The 15,226-nt window shown below is 59.7% G+C and carries 13 protein-coding genes; all 13 read right to left on the reverse strand.

The window, feature by feature from the left end; genetic code table 11:
• Positions 1-50: 50 nt before the first annotated feature.
• The gene (locus tag ACA041_RS10250) at positions 51-446 is read right to left on the reverse strand and encodes a hypothetical protein (protein WP_497440991.1); all 396 of its coding nucleotides are present in this window, start codon (positions 444-446) and stop codon (positions 51-53) included.
• A gap of 11 nt (positions 447-457) precedes the next feature.
• On the reverse strand, positions 458-1,252 hold the full coding sequence (locus ACA041_RS10255) for an SDR family NAD(P)-dependent oxidoreductase (protein ID WP_497440992.1): 795 nt from the start codon (positions 1,250-1,252) through the stop codon (positions 458-460).
• A 62-nt stretch (positions 1,253-1,314) separates the two neighbouring features.
• A complete protein-coding gene (locus tag ACA041_RS10260) occupies positions 1,315-2,553 on the reverse strand; it encodes a thiolase family protein (protein WP_497440993.1) in 1,239 nt (412 codons plus the stop codon).
• Positions 2,554-2,670: 117 nt separating this feature from the next.
• Positions 2,671-4,176, reverse strand: coding sequence for an AMP-binding protein (locus ACA041_RS10265; RefSeq protein ID WP_497440994.1), 1,506 nt, complete (start codon positions 4,174-4,176; stop codon positions 2,671-2,673).
• A gap of 19 nt (positions 4,177-4,195) precedes the next feature.
• Positions 4,196-5,329: a saccharopine dehydrogenase family protein gene (locus ACA041_RS10270; protein WP_497440995.1), complete on the reverse strand. Its 1,134-nt coding sequence runs from the start codon at positions 5,327-5,329 to the stop codon at positions 4,196-4,198.
• A gap of 51 nt (positions 5,330-5,380) precedes the next feature.
• Entirely contained in the window at positions 5,381-6,664 is a 1,284-nt protein-coding gene (locus ACA041_RS10275) for an acyl-CoA dehydrogenase family protein (RefSeq protein WP_497440996.1), read from the reverse strand.
• Positions 6,665-7,027: 363 nt separating this feature from the next.
• Positions 7,028-7,867 carry a bestrophin-like domain gene (locus tag ACA041_RS10280; protein ID WP_497440997.1) on the reverse strand — a complete coding sequence of 280 codons (840 nt, stop codon included), beginning with the start codon at positions 7,865-7,867 and terminating at the stop codon, positions 7,028-7,030.
• Between the two features lie 166 nt (positions 7,868-8,033).
• Positions 8,034-9,488 (reverse strand): tyrosine-type recombinase/integrase, encoded by a 1,455-nt coding sequence (locus ACA041_RS10285; protein WP_497440998.1) that lies wholly within the window; start codon positions 9,486-9,488, stop codon positions 8,034-8,036.
• A 299-nt stretch (positions 9,489-9,787) separates the two neighbouring features.
• Positions 9,788-11,059 carry an OprD family porin gene (locus tag ACA041_RS10290; protein ID WP_497440999.1) on the reverse strand — a complete coding sequence of 424 codons (1,272 nt, stop codon included), beginning with the start codon at positions 11,057-11,059 and terminating at the stop codon, positions 9,788-9,790.
• A gap of 73 nt (positions 11,060-11,132) precedes the next feature.
• Positions 11,133-12,338, reverse strand: coding sequence for a 3-(3-hydroxy-phenyl)propionate transporter MhpT (gene mhpT, locus ACA041_RS10295; RefSeq protein WP_497441000.1), 1,206 nt, complete (start codon positions 12,336-12,338; stop codon positions 11,133-11,135).
• Positions 12,339-12,420: 82 nt separating this feature from the next.
• Positions 12,421-13,440 carry a 4-hydroxy-2-oxovalerate aldolase gene (gene dmpG / locus ACA041_RS10300; protein WP_497441001.1) on the reverse strand — a complete coding sequence of 340 codons (1,020 nt, stop codon included), beginning with the start codon at positions 13,438-13,440 and terminating at the stop codon, positions 12,421-12,423.
• A gap of 10 nt (positions 13,441-13,450) precedes the next feature.
• On the reverse strand, positions 13,451-14,386 hold the full coding sequence (locus ACA041_RS10305) for an acetaldehyde dehydrogenase (acetylating) (protein ID WP_497441002.1): 936 nt from the start codon (positions 14,384-14,386) through the stop codon (positions 13,451-13,453).
• Positions 14,387-14,418: 32 nt separating this feature from the next.
• The gene (mhpD, locus tag ACA041_RS10310; protein WP_497441003.1) at positions 14,419-15,213 is read right to left on the reverse strand and encodes a 2-keto-4-pentenoate hydratase; all 795 of its coding nucleotides are present in this window, start codon (positions 15,211-15,213) and stop codon (positions 14,419-14,421) included.
• Positions 15,214-15,226: the final 13 nt, after the last annotated feature.

A 15,226-nucleotide genomic window follows, 5' to 3' on the forward strand; every position in this document is an offset into this window, starting at 1 on the left:
TCCTGTATGGCCTCGGCGATCAGCACCCCCCTCTTGCCGAGGGGTATCCGTTAGTAGCGTTGAACCGCGGCAAACCGGGTGCCACTCAAGTAACGCCAGAACAACAACGCATAGACGATGTCACCCGATGCCAAAACCGGCAGCGGCCAGGGAATGCTGCCAGCCAGCCAATGGCCCCAAATGATCGCTACGACCATGATTTTCAGGCCAATGCCGAGCACGATGTAGGGACGAAATCGCACCGGGTCGCAACTGATCATCCAGTAGGCCCAGCCAAAGATGACCACCAGGGCCATGGTTATCTGAATGAACAACGCGGACGTCGGGGTAACCTCCAACCCCATCAGATTGGCAACAGGTGCCATGGCTACCAGAAAAGGCAGGCCGGCGAGTACGTTGAAACAAGCGGCGGACTTGAACAGCCCGTTGGTGTAAGCGGTTTGCATGTGCGTTTCCCTCAACCCAGCAGTTTGAGCAGTTTCGGATAGCTGTTAGGCAGCAGCCGGCTCAACCAGAACACGGTGCTCGATTTGTTCCCGGTCATGATGCGTTTGGAACCCTTGCGCAGGCCTTTGATGATGTCGGCTGCGCACTCGTCCGCGGGGGTCAGCAGCATACTGGCGGCCTGGGCGGCGAATTTGGTCTCTTCTACGCCGGCTGCCTTGCAACGGCGACTGGCCTTTTCTATGTTGGTCTTGATGCCGCCGGGATGAACACACACCGCACGTACGCCGCTGTTGTCCAGTTCCGACCACAGGCATTCGGTGAGTCCACGAATGGCAAACTTCGACATGTTGTAGGCGCTCTGCATCGGATACCCCAGCAGGCCGAAAATGCTGGAAATGTTGACGACGCAACCTTCGCGCTGTTCCAGCATCATCGGCAGGAACGCCTTGGTGCCATACAACACGCCCCACAGATTGATGCCGAGCTGCCACTCGAACTCTTCGATGGACGTGTTGGCCACCGTGCCGACGACGGTGGCGCCCGCATTGTTGATGACGTAATGCGCAGTGCCGAAATCCCGTTTGACCTCATCGGCATGGATTTGAAACGCCTCCCACGACGCCACATCCAGCAGGTAACTTCTGGCTTTGCTGTTGGCGGGAAGCCGTCTCAGGGTTTCGTCGAGACCGACGCTATTGATGTCGGAAAGGGCCAGGCGCGCACCGGCTTCCGCAAATTGAATCGCCAGCTCCCGGCCTATACCGGAACCCGCGCCGGTGATAACGACTACTTTGTTTTGAAACATGTCTTTTATCCTTCTTGTTTTGATGTTTCGCCCGCCATTGCGCGCCGCAAGGGCAGGGGGGGTTACTTACTGAGAATGTGAATGGCGACGGCGGCTTCTTCGATGCCTTGCAGTCCGCCACCGTTTTCCTGAATGCCATGGCGCGCGCCTTCTACTTGGCGTTTACCGGCTTCACGGCGCAGTTGCGTGACCAGCTCGTAGAGCTGGCCGATGCCCGTAGCGCTGATTGGATGTCCTTTGGATTCGAGACCGCCAGAGGTGTTGACCGGGATTCGTCCGCCGAGCGTGAAGTCGCCGCGTTCGGCGGCCGGTCCGCCCATGCCGAGTTCGACCAGTCGCAGATTTTCGACTTGGATGATTTCGCCCATGGCCGACGCGTCATGCACTTCGGCGACATCGATATCCTCAGGCCCAATGCCCGCGATGTCGTAAGCGTGATCGGCTGCCAGCCGCGCGATGTTCAGCTCTGGTTGATCCAGCCGACGATGGCTGAAGCTGCGAATCACGCTGGCGGACACCTTGATGCAACGACTGCGATCGGCGCCGATACGCTTAAGCCCTTCCTCGGTGCAGAGGATCGCGGCGGCGGCACCATCGGAAAGCGGTGCGCACATCGGCAAGGTGATCGGGTAGGTGATGGGCGGTGCCGCGAGGATTTCTTCGACCGTGAAGGGCTTACGAAACTGCGAAAACGTGTTGTGCACTGAATGGGTGTGGTTCTTGGCCGAGACTGCGGCGATCTGCCGTTGCGTGGTGCCGTAGGTTTTCATGTGATACCGGCACATGGCGGCGTAGATCGCCATGAACTTGCTATAGGGTTTGTCCGACTCCGAACCTTCGGGTATCTCGACGCCTTCACCCATGTTCACTAGCGTCTGGTAGTTCTCTTCGACGCGAGACACGTCCCATCCGCCGTCGAAAATCTGGAAGGCCTTCAGCTTGTCGGGGATGTTCATTTTCTCGGCGCCCAGCGCCAGGGCGACGTCAGTCGTACCGGCCTTGAGGCTTTGCACGGCGAGGTTAAACGCCGAGCTGCCAGAGGCGCAGGCGTTTTCCACGTTGTAGACCGCTATGCCCTCGATGCCGATCTTGCTGAACACGACCTGGCCTGGAATGGAAATCTGGCCTTGCAACGGGCCGTTGGTCAACCCGGCATAAAAGGCGATGCCCAGCTCTTGGCGGCTGCAGTTGGCGTCTTTCAGCGCGCCTTCCAGCGCTTCACGTGCCAGATCGTCGAGGCTGCGTTCCAGATGACGCCCGAAAACCGTCATCGCGATGCCGGCAATGTAGATGGTGCTCATGCAACTCTCCTGAATGGCGCCGCATGTCTGCGGCGCCATTCTTTGATGGTTAGGGAAGGTCGGTGAATCAGATCTGGCGTTGCGCGCCATCCCAGTAACGCGCACGCAGATCTTTCTTCAGGACCTTGCCCACCGGGCTGCGAGGCAGACTGTCGATGAGTCCACGGACTTGGGCGCCATGACACCGCCCAGGCGGGCTTTGCACAGGTCGATGAGTTCTTGTGACGTGGCGGTATGACCCGGATTGAGCTCAACCACAGCCTTGACCGCTTCACCCCATTTCTCGTCGGGGACACCAATCACGGCGCAGTCCTGCACCGCCGGATGGCTCCACAACACTTGCTCGACTTCGCTCGGATAGACGTTGAAACCACCGGTGATGATCATGTCTTTCTTGCGGTCAGTCAGGTGCAGGTAGCCTTCGGTGTCGATATGGCCGATGTCGCCGGTGTGCAGCCAGCCACCGATGATGGTTTGCGCGGTCACTTCTGGCTGCTTGTAATAGCCCTTCATGATCAGGTCGCCCTGCACGCAGATTTCACCGGTTTCGCCCTGGGCCAGAATCTGCCCGGCATCGTTCATCACTTCGACACGGATCAGCGGGTTAGGGCGGCCAACCGAGGACAGACGGCTGTCAATGGCCAGTTCACCGTTAACCAAATGTTCGTCCGGGCGCAGGTTGGCGATGCTTCCCGGGGCCTCGGTTTGACCGTAACCACCGGCCATGATCGGACCGAAGACTTCGATGGCTTTTTTCAGCTTCTCGACGGACATCGGTGCTGCGCCGTACAGCAGGTATTTGACCGAGGAGAAGTCGACGATTTCGATGCCGGGGATTTCCAGCAGTTTGTAAATCACTGTCGGCGGCAAAAAGAATTCGCTGACTTTGTGTTGCGCAATCGAAGCCAGCATCAGCGCCGGATCAGGCTTTGGGAGAACAACGACCGTGCCGCCTTGCGCCGTGCAAGGAACCGCCAGCAGACCGGCGGTATGGGTCATCGGCGCGGCGGCCATGTTCACTGGCTTAAACCCATCGCGATAAGCACAGGCGAGCATGAAGTGCGCAATAAACGTTTGCGCACTACGGTGCGTATTCATCACCCCCTTCGGCTTGCCGGTGGTGCCGCCGGTGGGCGAGAGCATGACCACGTCGTCCATGTCATAGGCGACTTCCGGACGCGTCGAGGGCTGGCCTGCGGTCCAGGTGTCCAGCGACGGTGTATCGCCGTCGGTGGCATCGATGCAGATCCAGTGCTTGATCTTCGGTAGGGTGGGGCGAATGTCAGCCATCACCGCCGCGAAGTCATGCTGGTAAAAAATCACGTCACAATCGAATGCGTCGAGGATGTCGGCGTTTTCCTGAACTGCGTTCCGCGCGTTGACCGGAATCCAGGTCATGTTCGCGCGCCACAGTCCGAGGGTGCAGGCCCAGGCCGTGACGTCATTGCCAGCCCAGATCGCGCCTTTGGTTTCCTTCGGCAGGTTCATTGCCAGCAGCGCGTTGGCGATGCGGCAGGACAGTTCGCCGATTTCATTAAAGGTAAAGGACCGCTCGCCCTGGATGTAGGCAATGGCAGACGGATCAATGCGCCAGCCGCGGTCGTAAAAATCGATAATAGCCATGTGAGTTCCTGTGCCCGGATCAGAGCTGGGTAACGGTGGCGCGAGCCAGGCCACGTTCTTCGAGGAAGCCCAGCAGGTAGCGATGGCCAAAGGCTTTAGAGCCGGAAGCAAATCCGACTTTGTTGGTTTCGCCGTCGATCAGCTTGATGGCTGCGGCAACCTGCAAGGCGCCGGTAGCGATGTAAGCGGTGGTGCCATGCACGGTGGCTCGCACGGCGGAGAGCTGGCCGCGGCCGATGGCGGTATCGACCATGCGCACGATGGTGGTGCGCTCGCGTGGTGGCATCGTCGGTGTGGTCGACTGGACCATTTGTTGGATCACCGCGTCTTGCTGCTCAGGTGACAGGAACTTGTATTCCGACTCCCACTTCTGGCCAATGGAATGCACCATCTGCATGACGTTGTTGTCGTAGAAGCCGACGCAGGAAACGCAAGAACGCACCCGTGGATCATTCTCGAAATACACCGGCAGCGATGTACCGCCCCATGGCAGGGCGAAGACCGGGGTCAAGAAGTCAGGCGAAGCGATATTGAAGGAGGTGCCCACAGGATGCGGTACGAGCTTCTTCTCCCACAGGTAGCATTGTTCGGAGCGCAGCAGTTCGAAAATCGAAGCGGTGGAGCCAACGGTGACACCGGCGGCGCCGCCACGCGGGCCACGGCACAGGGTCGAGGTTTCCAGCGCGTCGATGCCCGGGTGTTCCAGGGCCAGTTCGGCGGCGATTTCAGCGTAGGTGTACATGTAGGACAGCGACGGTGAAACCACCAGGCCAGCCTGGGCATACAGCTCTCCGAACTGCTCACGCACGTTGCGCATGTACTCTTGTTCGCCGGTTGTATCGAGGTGATGGCAACCCGCCTTGAGTGCAGCTTCAACCGTCGTCAGGCCAAATTTGACGAAGGGGCCGACGGTGTTGCAAACGACTTTGGCACCTTTGAACGCGTGGGTCAGCGCTTCAACGGTGTGTTCCGCTTCGATGATTTCGTAGGTGGCCGACTCAAGGCGAACCACCCGTTGCGCCATCATTTCCTGAGTGCGGCGGGCATCGCGGGCCACCGCGGTGAACGGGATGTTCTGGTCGATCAACCAGTCCATTGTCAGCATGCCGGTGTAGCCGCTGGCGCCGTAAACAACTACAGGGTATTTAGCCATTTCATCTGATCTCTTATTGTTGAAGTGTTGCGGGGTAGAGGTGTGCGGCGGTCAGTGCTGTGACCAGCCTTTGGCGTAAAGCTGCTGGCACAGCAAGCCGACGCGCATTGTGATGATGTAGTTCTCGCCATCCTCGATCAGCGCCGAACGCGCGTCGCGGAACAGCTTTTCAATCGGGTACTCACGGGAAGTGCCCGCGCCGCCGAACAATTGCAGGGCTTCGCTGACGACCTTCATGCATTCGTCGGTGACGGTCACTTTGGCCGAGGCGGTGGCGTAGGGATGGGTATGCGGGGAAAGGCGGGCATAGGCCAGCGAACGCCGCGCCACGCCGCGTGCCAGTTCGACGTGGCGCATCATGTCGCCCAGGCGATAGCGGGTTAGCTGATGGTCGATCAGCAACTGGCCACCTTGTTTGCGCTCATGGCAATACTGCAGCGCCAGTTCGAAGGCCGAACGGGCAACACCGGTGAACACCTGCGACATATGCGTGCCGGCGTAGGACCACGCCGACGATTGATTGCCGTAGTACTCATCTTTCAGAGCGACGGCAAAGCGGCGGGGCACCGTCACGTTGTCGAAATAAATCTCGCCCTGGGGCAGTGAGCGCTGGCCGATCTTGTCCAGTGGTTTCCCACGGGAAACACCCGGCAGGTCGAGCGGGATAATCACCGCAAGGCCATGGGGACGACCGTCGGCATCGAAGTAACCATCGCCGTAATCGGCGGCGACGTAAGCCAATCCGACCTGAGCGACGGCACCGTTGGACACCCAGGCCGAACACTGGCCATTGAGGACGATGTTGTCCTTGCTGACCTTGGCACTGAGATTGCCCTTGTTGCCGTCCTGATCCCTGGGCCACTCGCGCTTCATGTCGTAGACCATGATGTCGCTGCCCTTGTCCGGATGGGTGATCATCCAGCAGCCGATCTTGCCGGTGCACAGCTCCACCAGTTCCTGATTGCCGACGGCCATGGCCATTTGCAAGGGAAAGCTCGCGGCGCCCAAAGAGACGCCCAGGCCGGCATTTCCCCAGCCCATTTCCTCGCCAATCAGCGACTCGAGGCGAATGGCGACATCGGGTTCGAACTGCGAAAAGAAATCAGGATCGAGCCCCAATTTGGCGGCTTCCTGGTAAACCGTCCAGAACGGTGAGCCAGGCGCGCAGACGTCATCGGCGCTCATTTTGTCGAGTTCCTGGCCGATGGGCCGGAGCACGTTTTTGGCAAACTGGTGCACGGAATGTTGAACGGCACGCTCTACTTCGCTGAGCGGCGTTTCGAAGCCGGTCAGGCCAACATCCGGTAGCTCTAAGGTGTTGTGCAATTTGATCATTGTCATACCCCGCCGACAGATGATGGCGTTGAGATGCATCTGTCTTCTGGGGTAGGAAAATGACGTGGTTTGATTGTTTAAACCCCCCCATTGGCGAGGGGGGAGGAGAGCGCGGGGAAATTTACATCCGGATTTCTGACTCAATACCGGAACTACGGACGTTGGTGCCTGTGGAGGGTTTGTAGCAACGAGGGGCTCGCGCCAGTGCCGGCTGGGGTTTCTGAAGGACCGCTTTTGGCTATGGATTCAACCGGTCGATGCAACACCGCTAAAAGGAGATATTCGAGGGTCTCCAGATCCGGGGATAATAAGGTCTTCTGCCAGGCGAATTTTATGTGCTGACCGACACCGTCCTCGACTTGATCAACGGATGATCTCGGCCAGCGCTTGGCGCATCGGCTCTCCGGAGACATGGACGAGGCCGGAGAAGGGCGAGTCCAGCTCCAGAATCATTGTGATACCTCCCGAAACCGCAACCGAACAGAGGCAGAAAACGGCGATAGTCGTGGCATTAAGAGGTGCGAACAAGCCGAAGCTGGCGAAAACCAGGCTCAGCCAAAAGATCAGCAGGATCAGGAACGGCATCGGAATATTACTGGCACGCTGTTCCGCCAGCAGCCAGCGCGCCTGTAAAACATCGTCCGAAAGTGTGAGTGCCTGCGAGCGCAGCCAGCGCTGTCTCGGATCAGTCGGAACAAGCAATAGAATCGATTCTTGTGTCGCCTCCATCATCTCGACAGTCGCTTCGGTTGACTGTGATGGTTCTCCCGCGGCCGGGAACAACTCCTGCATCTTCGCATTCGCGTAGTTGCGCAGCTTAACGCGAGCATCCTCCGCCTCTGGACCGTAACGCTGCAACACTCGGTTCATGCGGACGATGTCGACGGCGATCCTAGATACTTCACTCGATCGTGTCGAGAACGAACTGTTTGCCGTCGAGATCATCAGGCCGATTACCAAGGCCGAAAGCGTGCCCACAATCGCCGCTGAAACGGAGATGGCATTGCGCGACTCATTGCTGAGGTGATGCTCGGGTAGCGCCCGCGCAGCAAAGATGCCAATAAGAGCGGCGCCGAAGATAGCGACAAAGGCGATTAGTCCGATAGCGACATGGCTCATGAGAGAGAATTGTGCATTCGAATCACCTTGGAATTCCTGCCGTTGAGGAAGGCTCGCGCCGCATGCGAGTAGCGCGTCAGTCATGGCAAGCAACCCGTTCGAACCGCGTTGCGAGCGGCGCGTACAAATGGTTTGCTGCTGGTGGAGTGTAGTGCGATTTCTGCCGGTCATGACTGGCAGAAATCGAGCTGAAGTAAGCGCTCGGCGAAAGCTACGGATCCAAGAGGGACTCCATAGTGCAGAATCTGACCTATGGAGTCGGCAGTGATCCAGGGGCGACGTAGGCTGGAAACGACATCATCGACTCGGTCGGTGGGTGCTCATAGGTTGAGGACAACACAGCACTGAGTCGATCGCCCAGCAGATTCCAGGCGCGTTTCTTCTCTTCGGCATAGTCGTGATGCAGGTAGTGGCGTCTCACCCGAGAGCCGGCCAGCACATGGTTCTGACAGCGATCGATGACGTCCAGGCTGACCCCCAAGGCCTGCATCATGGTTGCTCCCGTGCGGCGCAGGTCATGCGGCGTCCAACCGCCGTTCTGGCCATCGGCAAGCACCAGGGTATCCTCATGACGCCGTCGTGAGAGGGCTTTGCGGTTTTTGAAGCGAGCCTGGCGATCGCCGACCTGTTTGCTCACCACTTTCACGTCCACATGCCCATCATCCTGCTTATTCGGAAAGCACCACTGGGAATCTCCCGTCAGGGTCTTGAGTTCCTGAAAGAAATGCAAGGCGAAGGCGGAGAGGAAGACATGGTGGTCTTGTTTCTTGCCCCGGGTGCCTTTGACGTTTTCACTGGGAAGGAACCACGTTTGCTGGTCCAGATCGACATTTTTCCATTCGGCCTGCAGCAACTCGCCAATCCGGCACAAGGTGCCCAGGCTGATCCAGAGCGCGAGTTGAGTCTCCTTCTTTAATGGACGAATGCCCTCGTACTTTTGACCAGCGGGGAGGGCATTGTAATCGGCAGTCATTTGCTGGAAGCGGTTGTGCAATTCCAACAGCTCCGCCGGTGAAAGGATCCGGCTTCTTTCTGCCTCGTAGTCGACAGGGATCAAAGGGGAGATGTCGACTAGCTCCGTTGGATCGCCCTCGACCAGTAAGGCCCGCCAAGGCTGGCGTTTTCGGGCCCAGCCGAACATCTGGCTGAGGTCGGCGAAGAAACTGATGGCTTGTCGGTGAGCGCCGCGGCTGACGACAGCCCGGATCAACGCCCGAATATCGTGTTCGGAAACGCTGCTCACCGATGTTTTGCCGAGTGCCGGGTAAAGGTCCTTGTTAAAACGGCGCTGCAGTTCGGCATTGCCGTCTTTGCGCGCTACGCCATCCAACAGCCAGGCCTTGGCCAGCTCTCGGACGGTCAGTGCGTGGACCTTGCGGGTCTTTTCCTGTTCGGCCTCTACGTTAGTAGCGGCGTGCGCCTGTGCCTTGGCAGTTTTCTTTTGCTCGTTGGGATTGATCTGCTCATCGATGAGCGCTCGGGCCTGGTTGCGTGCCTTACGGATGTCCGTCAGGGATTTGCGCGGCCAGGACCCGCAGGAGTACTCTTTGTTCTGCTCGCCCCACCGATACCGATAGAAAAAACTGACTGACACGCCGTCCTTACGGACTGAGATTCGACCGGCGAGATTGCCATCCTCCCTGAGGATTCGGCCGGCATCATTGGCGGTGAGCGACTCGAGTTCTTTGATGGTGATTTTGGCCATGAAATGGATTCCCCCTACTTTTCCCCCCACAAAAACGTCGGCTCTTGATGGACGTTACTGGACTCTCGTAGAGCAGAACACCGCTGGAGCTCAATTAAATACTAGCTTAGAAAAATCCAGAGTAAAATTTTGGAAGCTTTCAAGAAGTATGAAAAAGAAGATGGGGTGCTAGGGGTCGAGTGTTCGAATCACTCCGTCCCGACCATATAATTCAAGGGGTTGCGGGATTTTATCTCGCGACCCCTTTTTATTTTTGGTCGGTTTTACCCCTACGGACTTCCATTGCTTTGTATGAGAACTCACCATAAATTCCACGTGTAATCGACGTTCACCCGCAGCTCATTGTCATCCCGATGGCTGGCCTGGGCGCTGAAGTCGTTGCGGTACCAGGCGTTGCGCAACCGTAGCGCCAAGCCTTTCAGTTGGCCGCTCTGCAGCACATAGGACACCTCGATATCCTTTTCGCTCTCTGTCAGGTTGGAGCCTCCCAGCTTGGCCAGTTCGATATTGTCGCCACTTACGTAGCGCAGCATGCCATTCAGTCCCGGCACGCCTAGGCCTGCAAAATTGTAGTCATACCGTACCTGCCAACTGCGCTCTTTGGGGTTGAGAAACTCAGAGCTCAGAGTGCCTTCGGTGATCACTAACGGTTCGGTGCCGAACAGGTATGGCATGGCTGTCTTGCCTGTCAGTTGCATGTAGCCGGCACCGAATTTGTGGGCGCCCAGGGCATACGTCAGCATCAGTGCCGCATTGCGGTTGTCCACCGCGCCGGCTTTTGCCGCGCCATCCTCGTCGGTGACGAACAGGCGGAAATCGCTTTTCAGGCTGCCGGGGCCCATCGGGCGATTGTCGACAAAGCCGTAGAAGTCCTTGCGGTACAGGTCAGCGAGTTCTGCGTGGTAGTACTTCAGCGTCAGTTGCGGCGACCAGGCATAGTCGCCGCCGACGAAAGAAAAACGGTCCGACTCGGCGGCGCCATTGAAGCGTCCGTTAGGTGAACCGACCGACATTTTCTGGTAATCGGTGGAGTCGCGCAGGTTGATGCGATCCAGCCAGCCAGCGTGGAGGGTCAGGTTGTCGATTTCCTGGGACTTGAGGTACGCGCCGCGAAAGGTCTGTGGCAGCAGGCGGGTAGGGCTGGCGAAAGCGATCGGCAGAAACGTGCTGATGGTGCCCAATTGCAGCTCGCTTTTCGATGCCCTGACCTTGGCCGTCAGACCTAGCTCCGAATATTCATCGGCCGGCTCGCGGGTAGTGGCGCTGTACGGCAGCAGGCCGGTGCCGGTGCGAGCGCGTGAAGAATCCATGCGCACCCCCAGCAAGCCTTGGGCGTCGAGGCCGAACCCCACTGGCCCTTCCGTATAACCTGAACGCACGTTGAGAATGAAACCCTGGGCCCACTCGCGGGCGGCGGCCTGGGGGGTGGCGTTCACGTAGTTACGATCGAAGTAAAAGTTGCGCATCGTCAGATCGGCGTGGCTGTCTTCGACAAAACTGCTGGCACACGCCTGGCCAAGGGATAAAACGCAGGTGCAGGCGCTGAACGCCCGAAGAGAAATCTTGAGCATGCCGGTGTTCACTTTTATTGTTGTTGGAGGTGAACCCGCACCGTTTCCGGCACGGGGTGTTACGCGGGAGTTGTCAGTCAGACCGAGCGCCGTTGCGCCGAACCGACAGGTAAAACATCGCCACTGCGGCGATGACGATTCCCGGTGCCGAGGCGAGCATCACCCCTGCGGTGCCGGTGCCCAAAGCGAGCATCTTGCCGGCCACCAGCGGGCCGCTCATTGCGCCGAGTCTGCCGATAGCCACCGCGGTGCCCACGCCCGTGGCGCGCACAGACGGGCGATAGAAATGCGGTGCCAAGGCATAGAGCACGCATTGCCCGCCGGTGGCGAAAAAGCCGGCGACGAAACCGGCCGCCAGCATGCTTTCCAGCTGGCTGGCCATACCCAGAGCGGTCAGCGAAGCGAGAATACCGACATAGATCAGTGCGGACAGTGCCCAAGCCGGCAAGCGGTCCATCACCCAGCCCAGCATCAAGGTACCGACTGCCGCGCCAATCTGAAGCGCGAGCATGACCCAATTGGCCTGGCGGCCACTGAAACCCTGACCGATCAGCAAGCTTGGGAGCCAGTTGATCAGGATGTAAACCACCATGAGGGTAAAGAAATAGCTGACCCAGATCAGCGCAGTCGGCAGGGCCGCGCCTTCGCGGAAGAGGCCTCGGACCACGCCGATGGGAGCGACGTTCTGGACGCTGCGAAATTGCGCCGATTCCGGTAGATAAAGCCCCAGCAGAGGCACGATCAGCAGAGGCACCAGGCCGCCGACGTAGAACACTGCCTGCCAGTCGCCCGAAGAGCCGGCAATACCCATCGTCGCCGCCAGCGCCGCGCCTAACGGCACGCCGCAGTACATCAGGCTCACCGCACTGCCACGCAGGCGCGGGCCGGCCACTTCACTGGTCAAGGCAATCAGGTTTGGCAGGGCGGCCCCCAAACCAACGCCAGTCAGGCACCGGGCGACGAGCAGGCTATTGAAGTCCCAGGCCTGGGCGGTGACCAGAGAAAACACTCCGAACAGCGCCACCGACGCCATCAACACGCGCTTGCGACCGATGCGATCGGCCAGCCAGCCGCCCACGAATGCACCGGGCAGCAGGCCGAAAATTCCGGCACTGAACACCCAGCTCATGTGCAATTTATCCAGTTCGAACGCGGCCGCCATGCCTTGGGCAGCGATCCCGGAAGCCTGTAGGTCAAGGCCTTCCATCAGGGCCACGAGGAAACACAGACCGATGGTCCGCGTCATGTGTAGCGGTGTTGTCAGGTTGAGCGTTGTCATGGGCAGTACCCGTTTTATTGTTGTATGGGCAAAACAGGGCCGACGGACCGCTGCGTGGGCGGTCAGCCGGTGTGGTGCTCAGTCAGCGTTTGAGCAGGTCGAGCGCGACGTCGACGATCATGTCTTCCTGGCCGCCGACCATCCGGCGCCTGCCCAGTTCGACGAGGATGTCGAGGGTCTTGAGGCCGTACTTGGCCGCAGCGATTTCGGCGTGGCGCAGGAAGCTTGAGTAGACCCCGGCATAACCCAGCGCCAGTGTTTCGCGATCGACGCGTACTGGACGGTCCTGAAGGGGACGGACGATGTCATCGGCGGCATCCATCAGCGTGTAAAGGTCGGTACCGTGGTTCCAGCCCAGGCGCTCGGCGGCGGCGATGAACACTTCCAGCGGCGCGTTACCGGCCCCGGCGCCCATGCCGGCGAGGCTGGCGTCGATGCGATCACAACCTTCCTCGACGGCAGTGATGGAGTTGGCCACCCCCAGGCTCAGGTTGTGATGAGCGTGCATGCCGGTTTCGGTCTCCGGCTTGAGCACGGCCTTGAACGCACGGAAACGCTCGCGAATGTCCTGCATGTTCATCGCGCCGCCGGAGTCGGCCATGTACACGCAGGTCGCGCCGTAGCTTTCCATCAGCTTGGCTTGCGCGGCCAGCTGCTCGGCCGGGATCATGTGGCTCATCATCAGGAAGCCGACGGTGTCCATGCCCAGCTCACGGGCGTACTCGATGTGCTGTTTCGACACGTCCGCTTCGGTGCAGTGAGTGGCGATGCGCACCACTCGCGCTCCGGCGTTGTACGCGGTTTTCAGGTCGTGCACCGTCCCGATACCTGGCAACAACAGGGTGGTGATTTTAGCGTGGCTGATGACGTCGGCGGCCGCTTCGATCCACTCCAGGTCGGTGTGAGCGGCGAAGCCGTAGTTGAAGCTCGACCCTTGCAGACCGTCACCGTGGGCGACTTCGATCGAATCAACCTTGGCCTTGTCCAGGGCGCGGGCAATGTCCTGCACGTTCTGCAGCGAATACTGGTGACGCACCGCGTGGCTGCCATCGCGCAAGGTCACGTCGGAGATGTAGAGTTTCTTGCCGGGATTAATAGTCATGTCGGTCTCCTCAGGCGGTGAGCATCGACTGCGCCATGCGCTCGGCGGTGGCCAAGGCAGCGGAGGTCATGATGTCAAGGTTGCCGGCATACGCTGGCAGGTAATGGGCGGCGCCTTCGACTTCGAGGAACACCGAAGTCTTCAGCCCGGAGAATGTGCCCAGGCCGGGAATGTGCAGCGGAGCGTCTTCAGGGATGACGTCGAATTGCACTTTTTGCTTGAGGCGATAACCCGGCACATAGGCCTGCACGGCGGCAGCCATCTCGACGATGGACGCCTCGACCAGCGCCTGATCAGCCGCTTCGGATAACACAAACACCGTGTCACGCATCATCAGCGGCGGCTCGGCCGGGTTCATCACGATGATCGCCTTGCCCTTGGCCGCGCCACCGATCACTTCGATGGCTTTGGAGGTGGTTTCGGTGAACTCGTCGATGTTGGCGCGAGTGCCGGGGCCGGCAGATTTGCTGGCAATCGAGGCGACGATTTCCGCGTAGTGCACCTTCGCCACGCGCGACACGGCCGCAACCATCGGGATCGTCGCCTGACCGCCGCAAGTCACCATGTTGACGTTGAGCTGAGCGAGGTTCTGCTCCAGATTGACCACCGGCACGCAGTACGGGCCGATGGCGGCAGGCGTCAGGTCAATCAGGCGGATGCAGGGTTTGATCGAGCGCAGGAACGCGTCGTTCTTCACATGGGCACCGGCCGAAGTGGCATCGAAGACGAAGTCGATGTCCTTGAACACGTCCAGGCGGGTCAGGCCTTCAACGCCTTCGTGGGTCACCGCCACGCCCATGCGCTGGGCACGCGCCAGACCGTCGGAAGCCGGGTCGATGCCGACCATGACCGCCATTTCCAGGTGTTCGGCGTTACGCAGGATCTTGATCATCAGGTCGGTGCCGATGTTGCCGGAGCCGATGATGGCGACTTTGAGTTTGTTCATTGTTGTTGCCTCATTTGCACGCACGTCGCCGATCACTCGGCGCTGAACTGAACACCGACACGACCGATGCCTTCGATCTCGGCCTCGAACCGATCACCCGCCGCCACCGCCGCCATCGGCCCAAGTGCCCCGGTCAGAATGATGTCGCCGGCCCGCAGCGGATCGCCCAGGCGCGCCATGGTTTGCGCCAACCACACGGCGGCATTGAGTGGATGGCCGAGGCATTCGGCGCCACTGCCGCTGGACACTTCCTCACCATTGCGGGTCATGCGCATGCTGGCCTGGCGCAGGTCCAGGCCGTCGAGACGCCGCGCCGGGCCACCCAATACAAAGCAGCCACTGGAGGCGTTATCGGCGACGGTATCGACGAAGCGGATGTTCCAGCCCTGGACGCGGCTGCCGACGATTTCCAATGCCGGGACGACCCAGCCGGTAGCCGCCATCACGTCGGCAAACGTGGTGTTGGCACGCGGTAGATCACGCTCCAGAATCAGCGCAATTTCAGCTTCGATCTTCGGTTGCAGCACGCGGCCCACCGGCACGGTTTCGTTATCGCCGTAGCACATGTCGGCGAACAGGGTGCCGAAGTCCGGCCGATCGACGCCCAGTTGCGCCTGGACCTTGGGATTGGTCAGGCCGATCTTGCGCCCGACTACACGTCGGCCGCTGGCCACGCCGTGGGCGACGTTGAGCCGCTGGATGGTGTAAGCGGCCTCGGCGTTGTCTTCGCCGATCTGCTCGCGCAGGGGCGCAATGGCTTCGTGGCGGGCTTCGGCCTGACGCAGGTCGGCGGCGAGCTGTTCCAGGGTGTCTTGAATAGGGTTCATGTCAGCCTCGGTG

The organism is Pseudomonas sp. LBUM1676, from assembly GCF_059695605.1.

Coding starts and splice junctions, on each gene's coding strand:
- ACA041_RS10250 (WP_497440991.1), bottom strand. CDS start 446: ATGCAAACCGCTTACACCAACGGGCTGTTCAAGTCCGCCGCTTGTTTC.
- ACA041_RS10255 (WP_497440992.1), bottom strand. CDS start 1,252: ATGTTTCAAAACAAAGTAGTCGTTATCACCGGCGCGGGTTCCGGTATA.
- ACA041_RS10260 (WP_497440993.1), bottom strand. CDS start 2,553: ATGAGCACCATCTACATTGCCGGCATCGCGATGACGGTTTTCGGGCGT.
- ACA041_RS10265 (WP_497440994.1), bottom strand. CDS start 4,176: ATGGCTATTATCGATTTTTACGACCGCGGCTGGCGCATTGATCCGTCT.
- ACA041_RS10270 (WP_497440995.1), bottom strand. CDS start 5,329: ATGGCTAAATACCCTGTAGTTGTTTACGGCGCCAGCGGCTACACCGGC.
- ACA041_RS10275 (WP_497440996.1), bottom strand. CDS start 6,664: ATGATCAAATTGCACAACACCTTAGAGCTACCGGATGTTGGCCTGACC.
- ACA041_RS10280 (WP_497440997.1), bottom strand. CDS start 7,867: ATGACTGACGCGCTACTCGCATGCGGCGCGAGCCTTCCTCAACGGCAG.
- ACA041_RS10285 (WP_497440998.1), bottom strand. CDS start 9,488: ATGGCCAAAATCACCATCAAAGAACTCGAGTCGCTCACCGCCAATGAT.
- ACA041_RS10290 (WP_497440999.1), bottom strand. CDS start 11,059: ATGCTCAAGATTTCTCTTCGGGCGTTCAGCGCCTGCACCTGCGTTTTA.
- mhpT (WP_497441000.1), bottom strand. CDS start 12,338: ATGACAACGCTCAACCTGACAACACCGCTACACATGACGCGGACCATC.
- dmpG (WP_497441001.1), bottom strand. CDS start 13,440: ATGACTATTAATCCCGGCAAGAAACTCTACATCTCCGACGTGACCTTG.
- ACA041_RS10305 (WP_497441002.1), bottom strand. CDS start 14,386: ATGAACAAACTCAAAGTCGCCATCATCGGCTCCGGCAACATCGGCACC.
- mhpD (WP_497441003.1), bottom strand. CDS start 15,213: ATGAACCCTATTCAAGACACCCTGGAACAGCTCGCCGCCGACCTGCGT.